20 protein-coding genes are annotated in these 21127 nt (G+C 60.8%); 10 read left to right on the forward strand and 10 right to left on the reverse strand.

The features are described from left to right. Nucleotides 1-17 precede the first annotated feature (17 nt). Both D4A92_RS17700 and D4A92_RS17705 read left to right on the forward strand, forming a co-directional pair. Nucleotides 18-2051 carry an ASKHA domain-containing protein gene (locus D4A92_RS17700; protein ID WP_203016220.1) on the forward strand — a complete coding sequence of 678 codons (2034 nt, stop codon included), beginning with the start codon at nucleotides 18-20 and terminating at the stop codon, nucleotides 2049-2051. A 228-nt stretch (nucleotides 2052-2279) separates the two neighbouring features. Beyond that, nucleotides 2280-4565, forward strand: a complete 2286-nt coding sequence (locus tag D4A92_RS17705) for a KAP family P-loop NTPase fold protein (RefSeq protein ID WP_203016223.1) — start codon at nucleotides 2280-2282, stop codon at nucleotides 4563-4565. 108 nt (nucleotides 4566-4673) lie between these two features. Here D4A92_RS17705 and D4A92_RS17710 read toward each other — a convergent pair whose 3' ends face one another. Continuing rightward, nucleotides 4674-5270: an NAD(P)H-dependent oxidoreductase gene (locus D4A92_RS17710; protein ID WP_203016229.1), complete on the reverse strand. Its 597-nt coding sequence runs from the start codon at nucleotides 5268-5270 to the stop codon at nucleotides 4674-4676. Between the two features lie 98 nt (nucleotides 5271-5368). Here D4A92_RS17710 and D4A92_RS17715 point away from each other — a divergent pair, with 98 nt between their 5' ends. Further along, nucleotides 5369-5995, forward strand: coding sequence for a TetR/AcrR family transcriptional regulator (locus tag D4A92_RS17715; protein ID WP_203016230.1), 627 nt, complete (start codon nucleotides 5369-5371; stop codon nucleotides 5993-5995). Here D4A92_RS17715 and D4A92_RS17720 read toward each other — a convergent pair. Further along, nucleotides 5933-7384 carry a PLP-dependent aminotransferase family protein gene (locus D4A92_RS17720; RefSeq protein ID WP_425957989.1) on the reverse strand — a complete coding sequence of 484 codons (1452 nt, stop codon included), beginning with the start codon at nucleotides 7382-7384 and terminating at the stop codon, nucleotides 5933-5935. The genes D4A92_RS17715 and D4A92_RS17720 overlap by 63 nt on opposite strands. Before the next feature lie 64 nt (nucleotides 7385-7448). Between D4A92_RS17720 and D4A92_RS17725 the strand changes: the two genes are divergently transcribed. Together D4A92_RS17725 and D4A92_RS17730 are read left to right on the forward strand one after the other, a co-directional pair. Further along, nucleotides 7449-8174 (forward strand): pyridoxamine 5'-phosphate oxidase family protein, encoded by a 726-nt coding sequence (locus D4A92_RS17725; RefSeq protein WP_203016232.1) that lies wholly within the window; start codon nucleotides 7449-7451, stop codon nucleotides 8172-8174. A gap of 46 nt (nucleotides 8175-8220) precedes the next feature. Beyond that, entirely contained in the window at nucleotides 8221-8850 is a 630-nt protein-coding gene (locus D4A92_RS17730) for a histidine phosphatase family protein (RefSeq protein WP_203016234.1), read from the forward strand. 4 nt (nucleotides 8851-8854) lie between these two features. Here D4A92_RS17730 and D4A92_RS17735 read toward each other — a convergent pair whose 3' ends face one another. Both D4A92_RS17735 and D4A92_RS17740 read right to left on the reverse strand, forming a co-directional pair. Further along, entirely contained in the window at nucleotides 8855-9289 is a 435-nt protein-coding gene (locus tag D4A92_RS17735) for an acyl-CoA thioesterase (protein ID WP_203016236.1), read from the reverse strand. A 98-nt stretch (nucleotides 9290-9387) separates the two neighbouring features. Further along, nucleotides 9388-10284: a LysR family transcriptional regulator gene (locus tag D4A92_RS17740; RefSeq protein WP_203016238.1), complete on the reverse strand. Its 897-nt coding sequence runs from the start codon at nucleotides 10282-10284 to the stop codon at nucleotides 9388-9390. A 111-nt stretch (nucleotides 10285-10395) separates the two neighbouring features. Here D4A92_RS17740 and D4A92_RS17745 point away from each other — a divergent pair, with 111 nt between their 5' ends. The 3 genes from D4A92_RS17745 (at nucleotide 10396) to D4A92_RS17755 (ending at nucleotide 12323) form a co-directional block, all read left to right on the forward strand. Further along, nucleotides 10396-10596, forward strand: a complete 201-nt coding sequence (locus D4A92_RS17745; protein WP_203016240.1) for a hypothetical protein — start codon at nucleotides 10396-10398, stop codon at nucleotides 10594-10596. Nucleotides 10597-10734: 138 nt separating this feature from the next. Further along, nucleotides 10735-10953, forward strand: coding sequence for a hypothetical protein (locus D4A92_RS17750; protein ID WP_203016242.1), 219 nt, complete (start codon nucleotides 10735-10737; stop codon nucleotides 10951-10953). A 344-nt stretch (nucleotides 10954-11297) separates the two neighbouring features. Further along, the gene (locus D4A92_RS17755; RefSeq protein WP_006727769.1) at nucleotides 11298-12323 is read left to right on the forward strand and encodes a GlxA family transcriptional regulator; all 1026 of its coding nucleotides are present in this window, start codon (nucleotides 11298-11300) and stop codon (nucleotides 12321-12323) included. A gap of 362 nt (nucleotides 12324-12685) precedes the next feature. On the opposite strand, the gene D4A92_RS17760 is transcribed toward D4A92_RS17755, so the two are convergent. The 4 genes from D4A92_RS17760 to D4A92_RS17775 all read right to left on the reverse strand — a co-directional run bounded on the left by D4A92_RS17760 (nucleotide 12686) and on the right by D4A92_RS17775 (nucleotide 18603). Then, nucleotides 12686-14539, reverse strand: coding sequence for a hypothetical protein (locus tag D4A92_RS17760; RefSeq protein WP_203016244.1), 1854 nt, complete (start codon nucleotides 14537-14539; stop codon nucleotides 12686-12688). A 90-nt stretch (nucleotides 14540-14629) separates the two neighbouring features. Next, a complete protein-coding gene (locus tag D4A92_RS17765; RefSeq protein WP_203016246.1) occupies nucleotides 14630-15451 on the reverse strand; it encodes a sulfite exporter TauE/SafE family protein in 822 nt (273 codons plus the stop codon). Nucleotides 15452-15834: 383 nt separating this feature from the next. After that, nucleotides 15835-16635 (reverse strand): hypothetical protein, encoded by an 801-nt coding sequence (locus D4A92_RS17770; RefSeq protein WP_203016248.1) that lies wholly within the window; start codon nucleotides 16633-16635, stop codon nucleotides 15835-15837. Between the two features lie 153 nt (nucleotides 16636-16788). Continuing rightward, a complete protein-coding gene (locus D4A92_RS17775) occupies nucleotides 16789-18603 on the reverse strand; it encodes a methyl-accepting chemotaxis protein (RefSeq protein WP_203016250.1) in 1815 nt (604 codons plus the stop codon). A gap of 176 nt (nucleotides 18604-18779) precedes the next feature. Here D4A92_RS17775 and D4A92_RS17780 point away from each other — a divergent pair, with 176 nt between their 5' ends. Continuing rightward, nucleotides 18780-19169, forward strand: coding sequence for an acyl-CoA thioesterase (locus D4A92_RS17780; protein WP_203016251.1), 390 nt, complete (start codon nucleotides 18780-18782; stop codon nucleotides 19167-19169). Between the two features lie 6 nt (nucleotides 19170-19175). Here D4A92_RS17780 and D4A92_RS17785 read toward each other — a convergent pair whose 3' ends face one another. Further along, nucleotides 19176-19943: a helix-turn-helix domain-containing protein gene (locus tag D4A92_RS17785; RefSeq protein WP_203016252.1), complete on the reverse strand. Its 768-nt coding sequence runs from the start codon at nucleotides 19941-19943 to the stop codon at nucleotides 19176-19178. Nucleotides 19944-20092: 149 nt separating this feature from the next. Here D4A92_RS17785 and D4A92_RS17790 point away from each other — a divergent pair, with 149 nt between their 5' ends. Further along, nucleotides 20093-20530 carry a hypothetical protein gene (locus D4A92_RS17790; RefSeq protein ID WP_203016253.1) on the forward strand — a complete coding sequence of 146 codons (438 nt, stop codon included), beginning with the start codon at nucleotides 20093-20095 and terminating at the stop codon, nucleotides 20528-20530. Nucleotides 20531-20591: 61 nt separating this feature from the next. Here the strand turns inward: D4A92_RS17790 and D4A92_RS17795 are convergent, their stop codons facing one another. Then, on the reverse strand, nucleotides 20592-20942 hold the full coding sequence (locus D4A92_RS17795) for a DMT family protein (RefSeq protein ID WP_006727781.1): 351 nt from the start codon (nucleotides 20940-20942) through the stop codon (nucleotides 20592-20594). Between the last annotated feature and the right edge of the window lie 185 nt (nucleotides 20943-21127).

Consider the following 21127-nt stretch of genomic DNA (forward strand, 5'->3'; position numbering starts at 1 on the left):
GATTTCGAAAGACCAGAATGACCGACGCCGCTGATCCCCTCGTCCTCTTCATGCCCTCGGGCAAACGTGGCCGTTTTCCTGTAGGCACCACGGTGCTCGAAGCGGCGCGATCGCTCGGCGTCTATGTCGAGAGCGTCTGCGGCGGGCGCGCCACCTGTGGCCGCTGCCAGATCGAGGTCCAGGAAGGCCAGTTCGCCAAACACGGCATCACCTCGTCGAACGACCATATCTCGCCGGTCGGCCCGAAGGAGAAGCGCTATGCCGAGGTGCGTACCATCCCGCAAGGCCGCCGCCTCTCCTGCTCGGCCACCATCCAGGGCGACCTCGTCGTCGATGTGCCGCCGGACACCGTCGTCAATGCCCAGGTCATCCGCAAGGCCGCGATCGACCGGCTGATCGCGCGCAATCCCGCCGTCCAGCTGTGTTATGTCGAGGTGGACGAGCCCGACATGCACAAGCCGCTCGGCGATCTCGATCGCCTGAATGTCATGCTGCACAAGGACTGGGGCCTCAGCGACGTCCTGGTCGCCCAGCACCTGCTCCCCGATGTCCAGAAGATCCTGCGCAAGGGCAATTGGGGCGTCACCGCCGCCATCCACCGCGATCTCGAAACCTCGCGCCCCAACCTGATTGCCCTTTGGCCTGGCCTGCACAACGAGGCCTATGGCATCGCCTGTGATATCGGCTCGACCACCATCGCCATGCATCTGGTCTCGCTTCTGTCCGGCCGCGTCGTCGCCTCCTCGGGCGCTGCCAATCCGCAGATCCGCTTCGGCGAAGACCTGATGAGCCGCGTTTCCTATGTCATGATGAACCCCGATGGCCGCGAGGCGATGACCAAGGCTGTGCGCCAGGCGATCAACGAACTCACGGCCAAGGTCTGCGCCGAGGCGGAGATCACGCCGGACAGCATTCTCGACGCCGTCTTCGTCGCCAATCCGATCATGCACCACCTCTTCCTCGGCATCGATCCGACGGAGCTCGGCCAGGCCCCCTTTGCGCTCGCCGTCTCCGGTGCCGTCCACACCTGGTCGCGCGAGATCGATCTTGCCATCAATCGCGGCGCCCGCGTCTATCTGCTCCCCTGCATCGCCGGCCATGTCGGCGCGGATGCCGCCGGCGCGACGCTGTCCGAAGGCCCGCATCGCCAGGACAAGATGATGCTGCTCGTCGATGTCGGCACCAATGCCGAGATCGTGCTCGGTAACCGCACCCGCACGGTTGCCGCCTCGTCGCCGACGGGCCCCGCCTTCGAAGGCGCCGAAATCTCCTGCGGCCAGCGCGCCGCCCCGGGCGCCATCGAGCGCGTCCGCATCGACCCCATTACCCTCGAACCGCGCTTCAAGGTCATCGGCGTCGAGCAATGGTCGGATGAGGAAGGTTTTGCCGAAGCCGCGGAAAAAACCGGCGTCACTGGCATTTGTGGCTCGGCGATCATCGAAGTCGTCGCCGAAATGTATCTCTCCGGCGTCATCTCCGCCGATGGCGTGGTCGATGGCGCAATGGCCGCGAAAAGCCACCGCATTCTCGAAAACGGCCGGACCTTCTCCTACCTCCTGCATGACGGCGCCCAGAAGATCACCGTCACCCAGAACGACGTGCGCGCCATCCAGCTCGCGAAAGCCGCCCTCTATGCCGGCATCAAGCTTCTGATGGAAAAGCTCGGCGTCGAGACCGTCGACACCATCCGCTTCGCCGGCGCCTTCGGCTCCTTCATCGATCCGAAATATGCAATGGTGCTCGGCCTCATCCCCGATTGCGACCTCGATGAAGTCAAGGCCGTCGGCAACGCCGCCGGCACCGGCGCCCTCATGGCCCTCCTCAATCGCGACTACCGCCGCGAAATCGAGGAAACCGTAACCCGTATCGAAAAGATCGAAACGGCCCTGGAGCCGCATTTCCAGCAGCTCTTCATCGACGCCATGGCACTGCCAAACAAGGTCGATCCCTTTCCGAAGCTGGCGAGTGTCGTGACGTTGCCGGAGCGGAAGGTTCTGGCGGATGGGGATGGTGAAGGCGGCGGACGGAGACGGAGGCGGTCGAGGGAGTAGGAGTTTGGATGCGTTTCTGTTTGGAGAGACAGTTTGCGCCGCCATTTTGGACGGTCCGACGATTGTTTGTCGAGCCTGAAATCAGCCCTATTGTTCGGACGCTGACGATCAGCTCGCACCCAAAGATGGCCTCACTGAAAATGTCGTTTGCAGCCTCTCCAAATAAGCGTCAACAATTGCTGCCCGGCCGCGCTTCTGCAGACTGAGAAAGTTCAAGCAAGGTGCCTCATGCCAACCATTGACGCTGATAGACCCATTACCGATCAGCAGACCGATGAATACGGCTTCGCCGAAATGGCGAAGAAACTTGCTCCGTCTATAGCTGAGCTCGCAAACGGCGAGAGCGTCGTTTTCGGCATCGAGGGACCATGGGGTTCTGGTAAGACGAGCTTTCTAAACTTTCTTCGCTCCTCGCTGGAAACTGATCAGAAACCCCATGTGGTGACGCTTGCACCTTGGCTTATCGGCGATAGCCGTGATCTCGTATCAGCCTTGATCGCATCGATGGCCCCAATTCTCGCAGATTTGGAGGCCAAAGACCCAGCTAGAAAATGGTACGCCCGCAAAGCGAAGGTCGCAAAAGCAGCGGATTTGCTGAAAGGCTATGCCGTGATGACCGGACGCGGATTGGGGCCATTGGCGAAGATGGCAGGATTGGCGGTTCCTGGGCTAAGTATCGTCGGAGAGGCGATTGAGTTGGGAACCAGCACAATCGGTGGGCTAAAAGGTCCAAGCGAGACGCAGGTGAAAGAGAGCATTGCCAACAGGATCAGAGAGCTTAATGCTCGCTTCATTGTCCTCATCGATGATCTTGACCGGCTTGAGCCACATCAGGCGGTGGAAGTGGTGCGATTGGTGCGGTCGGTCGCAGATTTTCCGAACGTCGCATACGTACTTTGTTATGATCGAGCTATCTTGGGGCACGCTCTTGAAACCGGGCTGTCGGTAAAGGACGGCGACCTCTTTCTACAAAAAATCGTCCAGCTGACGTTTACGCTGCCCATGCCGGAGCCATTTGATCTTCGGCTCTCGCTCAGAAAAAAACTGATCGCTTTGTTTAAACATGTAGCTGGACGAGACCTGACAGGTGACGAGAGCGACGACCTGATGCGATCGGTGGACCGCGAGGGCACGCGGCTAAGGACGCCGCGGGACGTGAAACTTGTGCTGAATGCGGTTTCGTTCATCTATCCTTCGATCGCGAACGAGGTTTATTTTCCGGACCTTTGCCGGATTCGCCTAATCAAAATCGTCCACCCCCGCCTCCATCAGTGGATTGAAGAGTACCTCGGATCACGGAGCGTGCTGGTATCTGGCGACGCTCGCATCAACAAATCAGAGCGGGCGAGACTCGGCGATCGGTTATTGGAGTTGATGCCTGACGACGACATGGAGTCTCCAAACTCGATTTGGTCGCTGCTAAGTTTCGTACCCGGCCTTGTGAAGACTGACAACAGTGTCGAGCGCGTTTTCAACTCGGTGAGTGACAGAGACATCGAACAGTTAGTCAATGCGCGACGGCTCGGCAGTCCTTTCCATTCTCGGTTCTATTTTGCCCTCAGTGCCCCGAAGGCCATGATCCCAGAAGCGGATATGCGATCGCTTCGCGAAGCGGCTGGGCAGGATGTAACGGCCACTACCAGAATCCTCGACGGATTCATTGAGATCGAGCGGCACTATGGGCAAAGCTGGATTGAGCACTTGCTGATGAGGCTCGACGACGTAGAACTTCGAACCTACTCGATCGACCAGTTGGCCGGTTTAGCAACCGCACTTGCAGTCAGCGCCGGACACGCCATTCGCAAGCATGAGCGGATAGAAGCTCTGGCCGTCTCGCTTTCTACGAAAATTCAATGGGCGGTCGATCTGATTCTAACTAAGATTAAAAGGATTGATGCTGCTCATGTCACGACAGTCACCAGCGACATCTTCCGGCGAGGCGATCTTGCTTGGCTCGTGGGCCGCTATTACCGCCAACAACTCTATGATCATGGCCGCTTGGGAGACAGAGCAAATCCCGCTGACCAGCGTGTCCATACCGACGCCGTAATGGATCAAGGTCGGGCTACGCTCGAGGCACGGCTTTCGGCGGCCACCGATGACTTCCTGGATTTCAAAGATTTCGGTGCTTTCATTTTCGGATGGCGAGACATGTCTGGAGTCGAGACACCGAAAGCATGGGTGACGCAGAGAATTGCGGCGGATGCCGACTTTCTAAAATTCCTTCTTCAAATGCGGAGCTGGGCGGCGAGTGATCGGGTGTACTATCCATTGCGACGTGACGCCGTGGAAATCTTCGTGCCCTGGCGTGACGTAATCACCCGCCTTCAAGAGATTGAACGACACGCGGACGAAGAAACATCGCGGACCTTGAGCAGCATCAAGCTGTCAATCAAGCAGGGACGCGACCACGCGGGAGATGATTTTGATGCCGGCGAAGATTCAACGCAAGGCGAAGACCACCCAGACGAGGCGGCAGCGAACCCTGCCCCTGCTGACGGTGAGGCGAGCTAACACACGTCACCAAGCGGTCAGCACTTGGAAGCTATTTGCCTGCTTATAATCCTCGCTATCCAAAAAGCGGACAGGCCGTACACGACCACCAAAAATCGGTCTTCCCACTTACCCCAAAATCCCCGCCGCATCCTCCACCATCTGCGCCAGCGCCTCGGGCTTGGCCCCGCGCACCGGGCTGAAATACTTGACCTTCAGATCCTTGAAGCCGCAAAAGCCGAGGATCTGCCGGCGCAGCACCTTCACCCAGCCATTGCCGTAAAACCATTTGAGAAAGAAGGTCGGGGTATCCGAGGTGATGACGACGCGGGCCTTGCGCCCTGCCAGCAGCGGCTTCGGGAAGGCCTTGCCCTCGATGTATTGAAAGCCGAAACCGGGCACCAGGACACGATCCAACAGGCCTTTGAGCTGCGCCGGCGCCGATCCCCACCAGAGTGGATGCACGATGACCAGCCGGTCGCACCAGGTCAGGCTATCGGCAAAGGCCTTGATATCCGGCTCCCACTCCATGCGCGCACGGTAGCCCTGTTTCAGATTGGCGTCGAAATCGAGATCCTCCAAATGCACCAGCCGTACCGTCTGGCCGCGCCGCCGCGCCTCGTCGGCGATTTTTTCCGCCATGGCACCGCACAGGGCATCCCTGGCCGGATTGCCGTTCAGGACCAGAACTCTCGAGGGCTGAGCATCGCGCGACAGAAAGGACATGAGGAACACTCGTATTTTTGACCACGGTCATTTTATGAACATGAAATTGACCGTGGTCAACATATATTTGGCGTAGGCTCGACCAAAAGGATTCGCGCATGAAGCTTCGCCAAACCCGCAGCCGTCAGACCAGGGATCAGATCCTGGCCGCCGCGTCAGATCTGTTTTCCCGTCAGGGTTATGAGCAGACCAGCATCGACCAGATCGCCACGGCCGCGAAAGTCGCGAAATCCAGCGTCTTTGCCCATTTCGGCGACAAGACCAATCTCTTGGCGGCCCTCGGCCTCACCGAGATCGAGCAGCTGGCCGAAGCCGGCCGCAAGCGCGTCGGTATCGATTCTGAAACACCGCTCGACACCCAGCTCGTCGCTTTGCTCAGCCCCTGGCTTACCTATTTCTGCCGCGAGCCGGCCTTTGCCGGGCTCTATCTGAGCCAGGCGGCCATCGTCACCGGCCCGTATACGGAAACCTTCATGCGCCTCTGCTTCGAGGTGGAAGACCAGGTTGCCGCCCTCTTCACCCGCGCCTATCCTTCTCTCACCTCAGGCGAAGCGCGCCTCTATGCCCGGGGTGTCCAGGCGCTGTTCCATGAAGTGATCGTCTTCGAAATGTCGGAAGGGCTCAAGCAGTCGCGGCCGAACCCGGCACCACCGCAGCAGCTCTTATCTCAGATGCTGACGATCTGGACCGACGGCGTCGCGCATCGGCAAGCTCTGAAGGCCTGACACGAAACGCCGGGCCGCCTGCGCCAGCACATCGGGCGCAAAACCGGAAAAGCCGATCACCAGTCCGCGCCGTTTCGTCTCGCCATGATAAAGCGGCGACAACGCCTTGACCCCGAAACCGACGGCCCGCGCCTCAGCCGCCAGCGCCACATCGTCTTCCGCACCGTCGAGCTCGGCCACCAGATGCAAGCCCTGTTCCGGCACGCTAACCGTCAGCCGGGCGCATTCCAAAGCCTCCACCAGCGCATCCCGCGCCGCCTTCACCCGCTTGCGCGCCCGCTTGATATGCGCCGAAAAATGCCCGTCGCGCAGGAATTCGGTGAGCGCATCCTCGGCAAGCGTCGAGGGAAAGCGATCGGTTAGCCGGCGAATGGTCAGCACCCGCTCACGTAAATGCCGAGGCACCACGAGATAGCCGAAACGAAAACCCGGCAGCAGCGTCTTGGAAAACGTGCCGAGATAGATCACCCGGCCCTCGCCATCGATACCTTGCAGCGCGCTCAAGGGCGGCCCGGCAAAGCGGAACTCGCTGTCGTAGTCATCCTCGATGATATAGGCGCCCGCCGCCCGCGCCCAGTCGATGAGGGCAAGCCGCCTGGCCATGGAAAGCGTCACACCCAGCGGATATTGATGCGACGGCGTCACATAGACCGCCTTCGCCTCAGGCGCAGCCGCAATCCCGGCCGAAACGTCAATCCCCTCGCCATCGACAGGCACTGGGTTCACGGCAAGCCCCGTGCCGTCAAACAATTCGCGAGCCGCCGCATAACAAGGATCCTCGATCCACACGGGATCGCCAGGCTTCAGAAGCGCCCTGACCGCCAGATCCAGCCCCTGCTGCGTGCCCGCCGTCATGATCACCTGGCCCGGCTCGCAGACCACCCCGCGCGCCGCCTTGAGGTAGGCCGCCACTTCCACCCGGAGCGCATGGCTTCCCGCTGGATCGTTATAATGAAAATGTCGCGCCGATGGCTGCGTCAGATGCCGGTTCATCAGCATGCGGAAGATCCGGAGCGTCGTCTCGTCCGCCGTCGAACAACCGAGCGCCCCGGGCAGCGGCGCAGACACCTCTTGAACCTCGATCACCTTCGGCTCCGGCACCGCCTGCAACAACGGCACAGCCTCGGCCACATAGGTCCCCGCCCCCACCCGCGCCTCGGCGAAACCATCCGCCACCAACATTTCATAGGCCGCAACGGCCGCCCCGCGCGACACGCCGAAACGCTTCGCGATGTCCCGCGTCGTCGGCAGCTTGTCGCCGGGCTTCATCTGACCGCTCTCGATCAGCCCTCGCAGCGAACGATAGAGCGCCAGCCGCCGCGGCCCCTGCGCCGGCAGCATCGGCGTGCTCGCCGACCAGTCAGAATTGGTTCGGATAATTTTGGCCATCATGGATCTTCTTTGGACCAATCACAGCAACTACTCCTGCCGCATCAGCCGTCAGGAGGCAAGCATGAACGACAGACCCGATACGCAATCCTTCCCCGTCACCCCGCGCAACCGGGCAAAGCGCCTGCACGAGCGCGCAGCCTATGACCGAGACGCCGTCTATGCCGTGCTCGATGCCGCCCTCCTCTGCCATGTCGCCTATGTCATCGACGGCCAGCCCTATTGCACGCCGACGATCCACTGGCGCGACGGCGACTGGCTGTTCTGGCACGGCTCGTCCGCCAGCCGCATGCTGAAGAGCCAGAAGGCCGGCATCCCCGTCTGCCTGACCGTTGCCCATCTCGACGGCCTGGTGCTCGCCCGCTCCGGCTTCCACCATTCGGCCAACTACCGCTCCGCCATGTGCTTCGGCACCGCCCACATCATCGACGACCCGGAAGAAAAGGCGGAAGCCTTAGACGCCGTCGTCGACCGCTTCTATCCCGGCCGCACGGAAGTCCTGCGCGAAAACGATCCGCAGGAAGCCAAGGGAACCATGGTCATCGGCATGCGCATCGAGGAGGCCTCGGCCAAGGTCCGCGCCGGCGGCGTGTCCGACGATCCCGCCGATGTCGACGCCCGCGTCTGGGCCGGCGTCATCCCGGTCGAGACACGGCTCGGTACGCCCGAAATCTGCCCCAAGGTGCCGGAAGGCGTGACCTATCCCGACCACCTCGCCCACTTTCAAGCGGGCCGACGCCTCGACGAGGTCTTGACGGAGAGCCAGGGCCTCTACGAAAAGCTGGGGTGAACGTGCCCCCTCTTGCGGGGCGCGCGCAGCGAAAGCGAGGCCCCGCATGCAGACCCTATACGTCGTCACCCATCCGCAATCGATCCACCATGTCGAAGACCGCGTCGGTGGCTGGTACGATACCGGCCTCACCGATCTCGGACAGCGTCAGGCGACAGCGATCGCGACCTGCATCGCCGAACTCTGCGCCGGAAAGACCCCGTCGCTCGTCTCCTCCGACCTCCGCCGTTGCAGCGAGACCGCCGAAATCATCGGCAGACACCTCTCCCTCACGCCCCGCCTGACGCCCGGCCTGCGCGAGATGAGCTATGGCGTGGCGGAAGGAAAGCCACAGGCCTGGCTCGACAGCCGCTGCCTGCCCGTCCCGGATGAAGGCAGCCTCGACGACACCGGCGGCATCGACGGCGCCGAAACCCGCCGCGAGATGGGCACACGTATTTACGGCGCCATGGATGCGCTGCAGGCCGATCCCGCAGATACGCTCGTCATCGTCACCCACGGCTTTGCGCTCACCTTCGTCATCGCCTGGTGGATCGGCATGCCGATCGACTGCCTCGGCCGGGTCAGTTTCCCCGTCACCCCTGGCAGCATCACCCATCTCGCAGAAAACACCCAGTGGAAGAGCCGCGCCGTGGTGACGCTGGGCGAGAGAGATCATCTCGCCGCCATCACCTGACGTCTTACCCCGCCTGCATCCACCCCTCGAGCTTTGCCCGCTGGTCCTCCGAAAACGGATGCGACTTGCGCGTCGTCTGGTCGAAATGCACCACCACCGTCTCGGCCGAGGCACAGAGCCTGCCGTTCTGAAACACGGCCTGCTGCATGGAGACTGACGAGCGGCCGACCCGCGTCACCCGCGTGCCGATCTCAACGGTCCCAGGCCACAAAACCTCGGCGATATAATTGATGTCGAGCTTGGCCAGCACGAAGGAAAACCCATCTTCGAGCAGCGGATCGTCCGGGTTGTAGATCAGCTCCACACGACCCGTTTCCATGAAGGTCGCAAAGACCGCATTGTTGACATGCCCCTGCCGGTCCGTGTCGCCATAACGCAGCTTGTCGTAAGCCTGCCCCGCAAACTCCTCGAGCCGCAGCGCCTTCGTCTCATCATTCATCCCAGCTAAAATCCTACTGTCTGCTACCTACTGGCCGTAACTCAATTCGGCATTTCCCTAATTTCAGAAATCGCCGATTACTTACCAAAGCTGCCCGCTCACGCCGCCATGCCGATCATCTCGGAAAACGCATAACGCACGCTGTCAGCCACCGCTTGGATCGTCTCCGATGTCTCCTTGCCGGTGAGCAAGCGCACCTCGAACGACCCAAGCTCCGGCAGGCCGTGTTTGGCCCCGAGCGCCGTCATGTCGTCGGTGAGATAGCTGCGCGGAAGCGGCGCCACCGCGAGATCGGCGATGACGGCCGCCCGCTGAGCCATCGTATGGGCCGAGAGATAGGCAATCCGATAGGGCCGCTTGTCCTTGTCGAGCCGCGCCAGCGCATCCGCCCGCCAGCAGCAGCCATCCTCCCAGATCGACACGGGCAAGGGATCGCGCATATGCGCCGTGCCGCATTTCGCCCCCGCCCAGACCAACTGCTCCTGGTGGATCACCTCGCCCTCATGCACCACCTGGCCCGGCGCGCAATTGACCAGCGTCAGATCCAGCCGCTGCTCGGCAAGCCGGCGCCGAAGGGCGCCCGATGTGTCGACCGTCAGGTCCACCATGATCAGCGGGTAGAGCTCGGCAAAGCGCCTGAGGATCGTCGGCATGAAACGCTCGCCGATATCATCGGGCGCGCCGAGCCTGACAACCCCCTTCATCTCCGGCATGCGGAAACGCCCCACCGCCTCATTCGACAGCGCCAGCATCCGCCTTGCATAGGGAAGCAGCACCTCGCCGCTTTCCGTCAGCGTCACCGAGCGCGCATCGCGCAGAAACAGCGTCACATTCAGCTGCTCCTCCAGCTTCTTGATCTGCATCGAGACGGCGGATGGCGTGCGATAGACGCGATCGGCGGCCGTGGTGAAACTGCCGGTCTCGGCGATCGCCACGAAGGTCCGGAGGACATCGTTGTCGAGCAGCGGAAGCGGCTGGCGCAGCATGAGTGTCATGGCGATAGACCTTCAACAAAATTGAACTTGAAGACGATACTATTGCGTTTGATTGAATGTCAATCCGCGTGCATCCTTCACCTCATAGACCGCAAATAGGAGGATTGCTGCATGACACAGCTTGGTTTCCAGACCGTCCAGCAGAAGCTTGAGGCACTGCTCAGCAACACCCGCCGCTACGCCGTACGCGAGCAGACTCGGCAAGCACTCGCCATCCTCGGCCCCGCCCTGCGCGACGATCTCGGCCTCACCCGCCACCGTCAATTGATCAGCTTTCAGAATGACAAACATCAGAAACATTCGTTTGATTGATGAAACGAAGGCGAGCAAAACAAAGCCAGGCCCGGGCGACAGAGCGAAAGACGGGCCGCCACCAAGAGGATAACGACCATGACCATGGTTTGCTGCGATACCCCTTTGCCTCGGTCGAGTTCCCGGCCGATTCCGCGAATGATCGCCGGCGCCAAGCGCGCCCGCATCGCCTCCGCCGCCTCGACGCTCGATGAGCGCGCCAGCCGCGCCGCCGATCGCATCGCGACGGCCATGAAAGTCCTCGCACGCGCATTCGCCGATCACCGCCGCCAGCGTCTTGACGCGGCCGCCCTCGAAGCCCTGCCCTTTGACCTGCGGAAGGATCTCGGCTGGCCTGCCGGCGACACAAACGGCTGACGCGCGCCAGGCACCCCGGCGGCAAAATCACCCGCCCCGACACCCCGTTTGCGACGCAGCCGCCCCACAACGTCGCAAACGGGGCAGCGCCCGTTTCCCATCCCAGACCACCCCGCTCTCTGAAATCAAAGCTTTTCAACTGCCTGCGTCCTGCCCACCGCAGTCGCCTGGTCCACGGCGTCGCAGCCTGAAAAAAGTCGGAAAATGTCGTTCTTTAGCAATTGCCGATGCGGTCGCGGCGCGCGATAGGATGACAATGTCGTAAAACGACTATCGCGCCGAACGATTCAGGCGGAGCATGATGGAAAACAAGGGAACGGCAGCAAGGACATCAGGGCATCATCATGAGCAAGATACAGCCGCAAACCAAGAAGCGTTCGATCGTCTTCTTCCTCGTCCCGCATTTCACCCTTCTGCCCTTTGCCGGCGCCATCGAGACGCTGCGCATCGCCAACCGCATGCTGGGTTACGCCGCTTATGAGTGGCGCCTCGCCTCTGTCGATGGCCAGAAGGTCTATTCCTCTTCCGGCATCGGCATTGAGGTGAATTCCTCGCTCGCCGACGAGCGCCGCTTTCTCGGCGGCGAAAACCGCCCGAACATGGCGATCGTCTGTTCCGGCATCTATGTCGAGGAGTTCAACAACAAGTCGGTCAACGCATGGCTGCGCGAAGCCTATAACCGCAATGTCGCCGTCGGCTCGCTCTGTACGGGCGCCCATGTGCTGGCCCAGGCCGGCCTGTTGAACGGCAAGCGCTGCGCCATTCACTGGGAAAACCTGCCCGGCTTTTCCGAAACCTTCCCCCAGGCCGAAGTCTATGCCGACCTCTATGAAGTCGACGGCAATCTCTACACCTGCGCCGGCGGCACCGCCTCGCTCGACATGATGCTGAACCTGATCGGCCAGGATTTTGGCGAAGGCCTCGTCAACCGCGTCTGCGAACAGCACCTGACCGACCGCGTCCGCTCCGCCAACGACCGCCAGCGTCTGCCGCTCAGAGCCCGCCTCGGCGTGCAGAATTCCAAGGTGCTGCAGATCATCGAGTTGATGGAAGCCAATCTCGCAGAACCACTGTCGCTGCTGGAAATCGCCGACGACGCCGGCCTCTCGCGCCGCCAGATCGAGCGTCTCTTCAGACAGGAAATGGGCCGCTCCCCCGCCCGCTACTATCTCGAAATCCGCCTCGACCGCGCCCGCCACCTGCTCGTCCAGTCCTCCATGCCTGTCGTCGAAGTCGCCGTCGCCTGCGGCTTCGTCTCCGCGTCGCATTTCTCAAAGTGTTACCGCGAACTCTACAACCGCTCCCCCCAGCAGGAGCGCGCGGAGCGCAAGCTGACGATGTCGAGCAATAGGACGGGGGTTGTGGTGTAAGACGCCACCCCCACCCGCTCTCCCCCCTTGTGGGGGAGATGGCCGGCAGGCCAGAGGGGGGTATCACACGGCATAACGCTGGCCACACCCAAACATTTACTGAGGCCAGGGCGCCTGCCCAAGCGGCTCTCGAAGCACCGAGGCCAGACCAGCCCCACCCGCTCTCGTAATTCGTGGGTGCTTACGCCCACGCCTCAGGATTAAGGCTGATCTCTGGCTACACCCGATCCGCACGATGTGGAGCGAGGATAAATTGCGCGGCAGAAGCGACCTCAGTCCACAACCTGCAGGCTGGATCATCATCCGAAACCTGAGCGCCAAAGGTACCTCAATAGCGGATAGAGGTGGGAAAACCCGTTCAGCTATGATCGTAAAGTAGCTACCCGGGAGACTTTTGAAAGCAACTGTAGATCCTCGTTTAACTTGCGCGACGGATTGATCGCACTCTCTATGGTATCGAGAAACCTATCCATACTAGGCAGCTTTCGAGCGGTTTCCATGAGTCGTCCAAGCAAAAAAATGCCCGCGAAAAATGGGGGCATATTGACGCCAGCCGCATAGGCACCCAACCCCGACCCAACATCCAGCCATTGGATTGAGCGATCCCGTCGGTCCTTTGCCAATCCATAGTCGAACAGTTCCTGCAGAATTCGCTCTACTTCAACTTGCCGTTCGCTCTCAGGCAAGTTGGCAAGCCTGCCGATAAGCGACCGTGCCTTCCGCCTGTCTGAGGGTAAGGAGGTGTATTCCAATACATCACGTAGGGAGGCGCGCTTATCGAAATCTACTAGAGGAACCGGGGGCAGTACAACTGCTCGCCCCTCGGCTTTTATCCGTTCATTTTCAGCCCAAGCCGCAGCTATCCTGCTGTTAAAGGATCGGTAGAAATTTAAGCGGTCGCCAAACAGCTGCATAGGTCCCAGCCAGCTATTTACATAATCCTTACCAGTCCCGTGAGGAATGTAAGTCGCATTCAACACATGAGCGAAATGTATCGCCTGACCAAATGTATCTGCTTCAATTAACACCTCTTTTCCGCGAATGCGCTTAAAGGTTTCCGCAAAGTGACTACCCTGATTGATGCCCATCAACCCCATGCCCCCAAGTTTCAGGAAGGGGAGAAACGAAGCGCGGCGGAGACAAGTGGGATACAGAATGCTCTGGGCCAACTCATGAATTGGGACGCTCAATTCCTCCGCCATTACGGGGATAATATTACGCAACGACCCAAGGTTTTCTGGGCGACCAAGAATGTATTCGTCCGCAGTTTCAACGGCATCGGCTATGATCAAACCCGCGAGCCTTCGCCTCCCAAACACGGCTGCAGGATTCGCTTCTTGGGCCTCACGAATAAACCCCAGGTCCGAACGTTCTTCTGGTTGGGAAAAAACGAGTCGAAGCCGTCCAGCTTCAATCAGCTGAAGCAATTCTGTGGGGCCAACACTCTGACTTTTCCAAAATTCCTCACCGAGGTCCCGCTCAGCAAACGGCGGCTCTAGGAAAATGGTATCGTAAGCTAAGAGAGCCTGTCTGATATCGATATTTGGGAAAGCCGTTCCATGGATGAAGCAGCTAATGCCGGCGTTTTCTGTCACCGAGAACGAACTGGGAGGTATCCGCCCAGCGTAAATTTCATTGAGATTATCAAACCACCATTGTTCGTCAGACGAAATAAAATCTGGAACTTTACCTCGTTCCTTCAAAGGTCGAATATTCAAAACATCGGACGCTGGGCTGGCGGCTTTCATTCCATAGGTTATGGAGAGTATATAGCCAGGAAACACGCCACCTAGGAACCGCTTCACCGCGTCTGATAGACTCGAGGTTAAAGGTTGTTCGAATTGAATGAGCAATTCGTTATCGCCGCCAGGTCTCGCATCTACGAGAGTTGGCGAAAGTGGAAACTTACCAGCGATAATGGTATCTAGATCTGCAACAGTCAGTGGCAGGCCACTGAACGAAGCCGCAAGATCGCAATCTCTGATAGTGTCGACTTCGCAACTAGATTCCGGAATCGAATTCGTTAGGACCACATTGTCAGTGATCTGACTAACACTGGTATCGAACTCACGTCCATGTAGTTCGACATCCAACTGATCACGCGGCACAAAAATAACATGATCATCGACGGCAAGCTCGAATATTCGAGATTCAATATGGGGGTACTTTACCCGAAGCATCACCTCGGTTCTTTGTATTGAAGCCAGTTGCGGCACCCGACGCCCCCCATCTTAGCGTGCTTGGTCTCGAAGTTGATCACATGAAGATATGAACCTAATAGTTGAGGATCAAGACACCTCGCCCTATCACCCCACCAAACTCCAGAAGAACCGCGCCGACACAAACAGCAGAAACACCGCAAAGCCCAGCTCCAACTGCCGCTTGTTCAGCCGGTGCGCCAGCTGCGCGCCATAGGGCGTGACCAGCATGGCGATCGGGAAGATCACCGCAAAGGCGATCCAGTTGACATAGCCGGTCGAGAAGGGAGGCAGGCCCGCCTTGCCCCAGCCGGCATAGATGAAGCCGAAAAAGGCCGGGATTGAGATCAGAACGCCGACGCCCGACGAGGTCGCAACCGCCTGGTGAATCGGCCGGCCGAAAAGCGTCATGAAGGTGTTGTTGAACACCCCGCCGCCGACCCCCATCAGCCCGGAAAACAGCCCGATCGCCGAGCCGGTGAGAAACCGAAAGGGCTGGCCCGGCAGTTCGGTGCCGAGATGCATCCGGTTGGAGAGAAAGAGCATACGCGCAGCGAGCACCAGACCCATGACCGCGAAGAAGAGCCTCAGACCCGCGCTGGAGACATAGGCCGCAACCACGGTCGCGAGAAGGGCGCCGAGCGGCACCGCGATCAACCAGCCTTTGAGAAGGTCCATATCGACAGCCCCGCGTTTCCGATGCGCCTGGAACGAGCGGAGCGAGGTCGGCACGATCAGCGCCGTCGAGGTACCGACGGCGAGATGCATGATCACCTCTTCGGGGATCCCGGCATAACCGAAGACCTGGTAGAAAACCGGCACCAGCACCGCACCGCCGCCAATGCCGAACACGCCGGCAAGCAACCCCGCCACGGCGCCCGCTGCCGCCAGCAAGGCGGCAAACATCAGGATATCGGCAATCGGCGGCATGGGTTTACTCCGGAGATAGGACCGCCCGACTGGGCGGCGAGGACAGGCGGAAGGATCGGGCACGGGACGCCGCGTGACTGGCCCAGCCTCCTAGGCCCTCCCTGTCCCGCCCGCAAGCCCGCCCTCGCCTGCTCCGGTACGGCTTCCTCACTCAGCCCATCAATTGCAGGCGCATGACAGGACTGCTCGATTGCCAGATTGCGCAGCATCGCGCGACCACGCAGCCAGGTTAAGCTCTCCCCCTTGTGGGGAGGGTTGGGAGGGGCCTTGGTATCACTCCGGAGCAAGTCCCGCAAAGCGCGGCATCGATCCCGGGGACACCGGCCGCCAACCCCGCACAATTCGGCATTTCGCGAATTAGGAACTTAAGCAACCGCGAACCATCAACGGCAGTTCCCCTTGTCGAGATAGAGCGAACAGTCCTTGCCAGCAGGTGCCCGCGCCTTCGAAGCCGCCGCTATCCGCCGGCTCGAAACCGGGACCGGATCATCGATCCCGGAATTGCCGCTATCCACCGAAAGCGGCAGGATGCGGCCCTCCTCCGGCATCTCGGCCACCTGCATTTCCTGTATCCCGGGCTGCTGCGCCCCGCTCGGCCCCGTCACGATCTGCGTCGGCTCATCGAAACCGATGCCGTCGACCACCGGCTGGCTGGTATTGCCTTCGGCAATTGCCATGGCGCCCGCCTCCGTCACCAGTTGCGGCTGCACGCCGACCGGACTCGTCGCATCGGCATAACTCGCATCCGAAATCCCGGGCTCACCGCCGATCCCGAGCGCACCGTCAATGTTGACGCCGCCTTCCGGAATGGCCATGGCGCTCATCGTCCGGCTTTGACCGTCATCGCCGGGCAAAGGCTCGACCGCCGCCAGCACAGGCGCGGCCTGTGGGGCATCGCTGTCGGCGAGGTTGGGGGTGTCGAGATAGTCGAGGCCCTGAGCGCCACCGTTCCGGGCAGTTGGCGGTGCATAGGCCGCAGCCTCCGCTCGTGGGTCGCCGACGCGACCGACAAGCACCCGCCCGTCTTTGCTGCGATCGACCTTGCCGATCAGCTGATCGCCGGCGCGCGGCCCTCCAACGTCAGCGAAAGGAATCCGGTCGCTGCCGGAACAACCGGCGACGAAAAGAACCGAAAGGACGGCAACCGTCAGTCGGCTGCCAAGGGACGAAAACGCAACACTCATTTCACCCTCGATGGTCCCTTATGGGACAACTTCCAACAACATAGGACCGCCCGGCTTAATGCGCCATGAACGAAATGGGGAAGGAATTGAGGGCAAAAACTGAGGGCCGGCAGATTGCTCCGCCGGCCCCCATCTGTTCGTCAAGCCTGACGCTTACGCCGCCCGGCGATGTCCGGCCACGGCCTGCGCAGCATTGACCTTCAGGCGCGAAAGCAGCTGACGCAGGTTGTAGCTCTCTTCCGCCAGCGACTGGCCGGCAGCCGAGGTTTCCTCGACCATGGCCGCATTCTGCTGCGTCATCTGGTCCATGTGGTTCACCGAGGTATTGATCTCGGCCAGGCCCGTGGCCTGTTCCTTGGCAGCGGTCGCGATCGTGTTGACGCTTTCGTTGACGCGGTTGACCAGTGCCTCGATCTCGATCAGTGCCTCGCCGGTGGAGCGCACCAGGCCGACGCCGGTGTCGACTTCGGCAGCCGATGCGCTGATCAGCGTCTTGATTTCCTTCGCCGCATTGGCCGAGCGCTGCGCCAGTTCCCGCACTTCCTGCGCCACGACCGCAAAGCCGCGACCCGCTTCACCCGCACGCGCCGCCTCGACGCCGGCATTCAGAGCAAGGAGATTGGTCTGGAAGGCGATCTCGTCGATGACGGAGATGATCTGGCTGATCTTCTGCGACGAGCCCTCGATCCGGCCCATGGCATCGACAGCGCTGCGCACGATCTCGCCGGAGCGGTTGGCGCTCGACTTGGTCTCGGCCACCATCTGGCGTGCCTCATTGGCGCGTTCAGCTGCCGTGCGAACGGTTGCGGTGATCTCGTCGAGGGCCGCCGCCGTCTCTTCGAGGGCCGCCGCCTGCTGCTCGGTACGCTTCGACAGGTTGTTGGTCGCCTCGCTGATATTGCCGGCCGAGGACGTCACGATGTCGCTCGTCTGGTTGATCGCCGCAATAACGCCGCCGAGCGAATCGACCGCGCGATTGAAGTCGTCGCGCAGCTTTTCATATTCCGAGCCGATCACGCCGATCTGCACGGTGAGGTCACCTTCGGCCAGACGCTCCAGCGCCGAACCCAGCGCATTGATCGCATGGTTCTGCCGCTCGGAAGAGGTGCGCAGATTGAGCTCGTTACGCTCGCGTTCGCCGTTCAGGTTTGCCTGCTGCTCCACTTCGCGGTCGCGCAACTCGATGCGTTCGCGCACGCTGTCGCGCAGCACGACCAGCGTTTTCGCCATTCCGCCGATTTCGTCACGGCGTTCCGTTCCACCGACCTCGATATCAACCCGCTCCTCGGCGATATCGCTCATCGCCGCCTTCAGACGGTTGATGGGCAGCACAACGCTGCGGACCACGAGATAGGCGCACAGCACCATGCCGATTGTCGCAACCAGGATCAGGACGCCATACTGAATGGCCGTCTGGCGGAAGAGGGCCGCCAGGTCGTCCGAATAGACGCCGGTGCCGATGACCCAGCCCCAGGGCTGGAAGCCGATAACATGCGAAAGCTTTTCGACCGGCTCCTCGAAGCCCGGCTTCGGCCAGTAATAGTCGACGAAACCTTCCTCGCCGGCCTTCACGGTATTAACGAATTCCACGAACAGGAACTTGCCGTTCGGATCCTTGTTCTGGCTCAGATCCTTGCCGTTCAGTTCCGGCTTGATCGGATGCATCACCATCGCCGGCTGCATGTCGTTGATCCACATATAGCCATCGGGCTCATAGCGCATCGCGCCGACGACGTCCTTCGCCCGCTCCTGCGCCTCCTCGCGCGTCAGCGTGCCGTCCTGCTCCATCTTGTGATACTTGTTCAGGATCGCGACAGAATTGTCGTTGATCTGCGCCAGCCCCATGCGGCGCTCCTGGACCAGCGTGTCATACGATTGGAACAGGCTGTAGGTCAGTGCGCCCACCAGAACCGCCAGAGCCACTGCGACCAGTGCATAGAGCCGCACTGACAGAGACACCGATTTCATATTTTCCACCCCCATTGTGATTAGATGCTAAATTTTGATATTTATCAGTTCTAAACTCCGTAAATGAGGACCTGTGAAATCTGACAGGTGCATTTTCATCCATTAAAATTAGTAGTGGCGCACTGGTGACTTCACGATCTCTTTTGGGTCGTACACAGAGGAGTTCCGACAGAATCATGACCGCCACCACGCAAACGCCCACCGGAGAACTGACCCTGCGAACGCTCGCCATGCCGGCAGACGCCAATGCGGCAGGCGATATCTTCGGCGGCTGGGTCATGGCCCAGATGGACCTTGCCTGCGGGATCCGTGCGGCCGAGCGTGCCCGTGGCCGCGTCGTCACGGCCGCCGTCCAGGAAATGGCCTTCGCCATGCCGGTCAAGATCGGCGACACGCTCTGCGTCTATACGGAAATCAGCCGCGTCGGCCGTACCTCGATGACGCTCAAGGTCGAGACCTGGGCCCAGCGCTATCTGACCCATGTCATGGAAAAGGTCACCGAAGCGACCTTCGTCATGGTCGCGCTCGACGCTGATGGCAAGCCTACGCCGGTGCCTGAGGCCTGACAGGCCTCAGCCGGCCATGATGCGGAAGAAAGCTTCGCAGGCTTCGTCCGACGGAAAGAACATTTCGATCTTGATATCGGCCAGCGCGATGTCATCCGCCGTGCCGAACTGCGTGATCGTCGAGAACATCGGATAGACCAATCCGCCGAAGCGAAAGCGCACCGCAAGCACCGGCGGCAGGTCGCCACGTCCGCCATGGTCGCCCTCTCCCGCCTCCCAAGACAGCGCCTCGGCTGCGCGCTCCAGCACCGCATCGCCGCCGAGATGAGCGCTTTCCAGTCTGAAGCGGGCCGCTAGATGCCCGGCAACCTCGTGCCAGTTCTCCACCAGTTCGGTGCCCCGTCCGGGCTTCAGCAGGAAGTCGATGAAGCTGTCGCCGGCAGTAAGGCCGAAGCCCGACAGCATGGCATGACCGCTCGCATTGGCATCCAAGACGGTCCAGTGGCGATCAAAGACGAAGGCCGGATAAGGCATGTGCCCGGCAATCATGTGGCTGATCGCCTTGCGGACCGGCGCCATGGTCGCGCTGTCCAGTGGCCGCTTCGCATAGGCAGCGCGATAGCCCGCCGCATCCAGCATCAGGTTGCGCTCGGCCCGAGGCACCTCCAGCGCCTCGCCGAGCCGCAGAACCATGTGCCGGCTCGGCTTCGCCCGTCCCGTCTCAAGAAAGGCGATGTGCCGCGCGGAGACATCGGCAACCAGCGCCAGCTGCAATTGGCTCATCCGTCGCTTGCCGCGCCAGTTGCGCAGCTGACCACCAAAATCACCCGTCATGCCATCCTCCATGCCGCAGCGTCCGAGAAGCCGGAATTGCAGAACTTCTGGCAGATGCAGCGCGCGCCGTCACTTACCTCCCGAGTAATTGCGACACGTCCGGCCGCCCGACATGGTCACGTCATCGCAACTGGAAAGGAAAACTGACCATGTCCCGTGATTTTGCCGCCACCTGGCTGAAACTCACCAGTCTCTTCATCGTGCTGCTGGGCCTGATCGTCGCCCTCGGCGCCCATCCGGCCGTCTCGCTACCGGCAACCCTTCTCGCCGATGCGGTCTTCTGGCCCTTTGACGGCGCCCAGGCCATCGACACCCAGGCCGCCCGCGTGCTCGCCGCCATAGGCGGAGGGGTCATGGTCGGCTGGGGCGTCATGATGTGGCTGATCATCGACCGCCTGCTGCCGTCCGATCCAAAGCTTGCCCGCCTAATGATGATCGAGGCGACATTTGCCTGGTATCTCGTCGATAGCTCCAGCTCCTTTGTATCCGGCGCGAGCGTTAACGTCCTGCTCAACACTCTCCTTTTGGCAGCCATCGTCCTTCCCGCCTGGCGGATCGGCGCAGTCCGCGTCGCCACGGCGGGCTAGACGTTCGCCAGTGAGGAAACAGGGTAGAAGACGGCGCGGCCAGAAATTGGCCGCGCGTTTCTCATCCGCGAAAGACGAAGGCAGCGCCCGCGGCGATCAAGGCAAAGCCGATCGCATGATTGATGGTCAGGCTTTCCTTGAGGAAGAAGACCGAGAATCCGGAAAACACGATCAGCGTGATGACCTCCTGAATGGTCTTCAACTGCGCGGCCGAATAGACCTCCGCGCCAATCCGGTTGGCAGGAACTGCCAGGCAATATTCGAAGAAGGCGATGCCCCAACTCGCGACGATCGCGATCCAGAGGGCGGACGTCTTGTATTTGAGATGCCCGTACCAGGCGAAAGTCATGAAAACGTTCGAGAGCGACAGAAGAAGGATCGGCCAGAGAGCGGCGGGAGAGAGACTCGGCATGGAGAACTCGCGAGATTGAGGGGGAGACGAGAGGCGCCCCGTGAGTCGCCTTCAGGTATCTACATATCAAATTGGCTCGAATATGGGGCGGAGCGTTCTCGACTGCGACCGGAAACCTTCGCTCGCGCACCCTCACAACCTGAAGACGGAATTTCGGCTGAAAAGGCGAAGCCAAAAAGCGCGAA

The sequence above is a fragment of the Rhizobium rosettiformans genome (assembly GCF_016806065.1).
Classification (GTDB): Bacteria; Pseudomonadota; Alphaproteobacteria; order Rhizobiales; family Rhizobiaceae; genus Allorhizobium.